General features: G+C 63.8%; 3 protein-coding genes. 2 read left to right on the top strand and 1 reads right to left on the bottom strand.

Going from position 1 to position 3,510, the window contains the following annotated elements; translation table 11 throughout:
• Positions 1–563 (bottom strand): glutathione S-transferase N-terminal domain-containing protein (locus tag VJ651_RS12370; RefSeq protein ID WP_324107747.1); only part of this gene is annotated, 563 nt, incomplete at its 3' end.
• Positions 564–842: 279 nt separating this feature from the next.
• On the opposite strand from VJ651_RS12370, the gene VJ651_RS12365 reads away from it, so the two are divergent.
• Both VJ651_RS12365 and VJ651_RS12360 read left to right on the top strand, forming a co-directional pair.
• Positions 843–2,051: a ChaN family lipoprotein gene (locus VJ651_RS12365; RefSeq protein ID WP_324107746.1), complete on the top strand. Its 1,209-nt coding sequence runs from the start codon at positions 843–845 to the stop codon at positions 2,049–2,051.
• Positions 2,048–3,510 (top strand): M1 family metallopeptidase (locus VJ651_RS12360; protein WP_324107745.1); only part of this gene is annotated, 1,463 nt, incomplete at its 3' end. The genes VJ651_RS12365 and VJ651_RS12360, both read left to right, overlap by 4 nt.

The following is a 3,510-nucleotide window of genomic DNA, read 5'->3' as shown; positions in this document are numbered from 1 at the left end:
GGGAGGGTGGCGATATCGGCGATCGTATAGTCGTCGCCCATGATCCAGGTGCGTCCGGCGAGCCGCTGATTCAGCACGCCCAGCAGGCGCTTCGACTCCGCCACATAGCGGTCGCGCGGGCGCTTGTCTTCGTAGGCCTTGCCGGCAAACTTGTTGAAGAAACCGAGCTGGCCGAACATCGGGCCGATGCCGCCCATCTGGAACATCAGCCACTGGATCGTCTCGTAGCGCAGCGCCGGGTCTGCCGGGAGAAACTGCCCGCTCTTGTCGGCCAGGTAGATCAGAATCGCGCCCGATTCGAACAAGGGCAGCGGCTTGCCGTTCGGTCCCTGCGGATCGATGATGGCGGGAATCTTGTTGTTCGGATTGAGCGAGAGAAATTCCGGCGACAGCTGGTCGTTCGTCTCGAAGCTCACGAGATGCGGCTCATAAGGCAGGCCGGATTCTTCCAGCATGATCGACACCTTGACGCCGTTGGGTGTGGGCAGGGAATAAAGCTGAATGCGGTCGGGATGTTGGGCGGGCCATTTCTTCGTGATGGGAAAGACGGACAAATCGGTCATGCAATTTCCTTCAAGTTCGGGTGATCGGGGCAGCCCTGGTCAGCGGGCAAGACGACCAATATAAAACGCTTTGCCATTTTCTGCTTTGCTGATCCAGGCGAAACCCACACCATGGAAAAGGGCGTATGCTTGCGGCGCGGTTAGATCGGCGCTCGGCTTGACCGAAATCAAGGCCGGTGCGAAGGCCGCGATGCCGGGAGGTCGATTGAAAAAACGGCGCGGCGCGTCCGCACTGCTTCGCCATACCTGCCGGAAAAGATCGAAAGGTCACATCCTGTCATGCAACCGAAAAACCTCCGAACCGCAGCCGCTGCGCTGGCTTGCCTGGCCGCCTTGGCGCTGCACTCCGCGCATGCGGCATCCGCCCCCAGTTGTCTGATTCCGAGCGCATGGACCGCGCTGGACCGGGCGCCGTTTCGCACCGTTCCTGAAAATGAACTGCTGACCGACATGGCCAGACGCGAGGTGGTCCTGCTCGGCGAGCACCATGACGACGACGATCATCACCGCTGGCAGTTGCAGACGCTCGCGGCGCTTCATCTGCTGCGGCCGAACATGGCGATCGGCTTCGAAATGTTTCCGCGCCGCGTGCAGACGGTGCTGGACCGCTGGGTCGCCGGCGATTTGACGGTGAAGCAATTCCTGGAGCAGGCGGAATGGAACAAGGTGTGGAACACGCCGCCCGAACTCTATCTGCCGCTCTTCGAATTCGCACGCATCAACCGCATCCCGATGATGGCGTTGAACGTGGACTCCTCGCTCAACAAGGCGGTGCGCGAGAAAGGCTGGGACAGCGTGCCCGAAGTGCAGCGCGAGGGCGTGGGCCGTGCAGCGCCGCCGAGCGACGCCTATCGCGACTTCCTGTTCGATGTCTACCGCATGCACGCCATGCATGCCGCGAAGGGAGCGAAGAGCGAGAAAGCCAGCAAGTCGGACAGCGCGTTCCGCAATTTCGTCGAATCGCAAACCACCTGGGACCGCGCCATGGCCGAAGCCCTGGCGCGCCGCGCGAATGCGGTGCAAGGCAGCGACAAGCCGTTAGTGGTCGGCATCATGGGCAGCGGACATATCCGCTTCAATTACGGGGTCCCGTTCCAGTTGCGCGATCTCGGCATCAAGAACGTCGGCACCATGATGGCGCTTTCGCCCGAGATGGATTGCAAGGAAATCCGTCCCGGCATGGTGAATGTCGCCTTCGGTTTGCCGCCGCAGGCCGAGCCCGCGCCGGAGCCGCCGCGACTGGGCGTGCGTCTCGAAGAGAATGAGGGCGCGGTGCGCATCATCGACGTTGGCGCAGGCAGCCTTGCGGAAAAATCCGGGCTGAAGAACGGCGACCGTCTGCTGGAAGTCGGCGGCACGGCCGTCACCGCAAGCGGCGCTGTGGTTGCCGCCGTGCGCGGGCAGCCGGCGGGAACCTGGCTGCCGATGCGCATCAAGCGCGGCGACGAGACGCTGGATCTGGTCATCAAGTTTCCGGTGCGCCGATGAGCCGTCTGTTTGCGCGTGCCATCTGTCAGCCACTGTTCGTTCTGCTGCTTGTTCTCGCGAACGCATGCGCGCGCGCCGCGCCGCCCGCACTGGAACTGCATGTCGACCTGAACACCGATACCCGTGAATTCAAGGCACGCGCCGAACTTGTTCCGCCCGCGCAGGAATTTGTCTTTGCCTTGCATGAGTCCCTGCAGGTGATGAGTGCCTCGGCCGGCGGCAAAGTCCTCGCCGTGCATCCTGCCGGACGCGAAGGTGCGCTGCGCGGCTGGCGCGTCGCCATGCCGTCGGGTGCCGACAAGCTGCGGCTGGAATACGGCGGCACGCTGCCGGGACTGGATCGCAGCCTCGATCATCGCGGCGTCTTGCGCAGCCTGCCGCCGATGGCCTCCAGCGAAGGCAGCTTCCTGCCGGCCGGCAGCGCCTGGTACCCGCAGCCTGCCGATCTGTTCACCTATCGATTGACGCTCTCGGTGAGCAACGGGCAGCGCGCACTGGTGGCGGGCCGCCTGCTGTCGGAGGAGGTACCTGCCGACGGCACGAAACCCTATCGCGCCAGCTTCGAATTCACGCAGCCCGCCGACGGCATCGATCTCATGGCCGGGCCGTGGATCGTGCGCGAGAAAATGATCGCGCGCAAAGACACGGAACCCTTGCGCCTGCGCACCTACTTCACGCGCGAACTGGATGCGTTGCCCGGCATGAGCGATGGCTACCTCGACGATACGCAGGCCTACATCGCGTCGTATTCCGAGCAGATCGGCGCATATCCCTTCGCCGGCTTCTCCATTGTCGCGAGTCCCTTGCCGACCGGCTTCGGCATGCCGACCCTGACCTATATCGGGGCCGACGTGCTGAAGCTGCCTTTCATCCGCGCCACCTCGCTCGGTCACGAAGTGCTGCACAACTGGTGGGGCAATGGCGTGTATGTCGATTACGCCAGCGGAAACTGGAGCGAGGGGCTGACCACCTTCATGGCCGATTACGCGTACAAGGAACGCGCATCGGCGGATACGGCGCGGGAAATGCGCCTGGCATGGCTGCGCGACTTCGCTGCCGTGCCGGCCGGAGACCGGCAGACCCTGAGCGGCTTTCGGTCCCGCACGCACGGCGCGGCGGCGGCCATCGGCTATGGAAAGTCGGCGATGCTGTTCGTGATGCTGCGCGACGCGATCGGCGAACAAGCCTTCGGCAAAGGCATTCGCGCGTTCTGGAACAAGCGTCGCTTCCAGCAGGCGAGCTGGAACGACCTGCGCCTTGCGTTCGAGCAGGCATCGGGCAAGCCGCTGGATGAGTTTTTCAAGCAATGGCTCACGCGCGCCGGCGGGCCGACGGTGACCATATCCGACGCCAGCCTGACATCCGAGACAGGCAAGCCGCGCCTGCAGCTCGCCGTCGAACAGACCTCGCCTGCCTACGCATTGCACCTGCCGGTCGAACTGGTCTATGCGGGGCGATC

It is taken from the genome of Noviherbaspirillum sp., from assembly GCF_035254865.1.
GTDB lineage: Bacteria > Pseudomonadota > Gammaproteobacteria > Burkholderiales > Burkholderiaceae_D > Noviherbaspirillum.
Note: the sequence above shows the minus strand (reverse complement) of the source record. Positions and strands in the feature narration are given on the sequence as shown.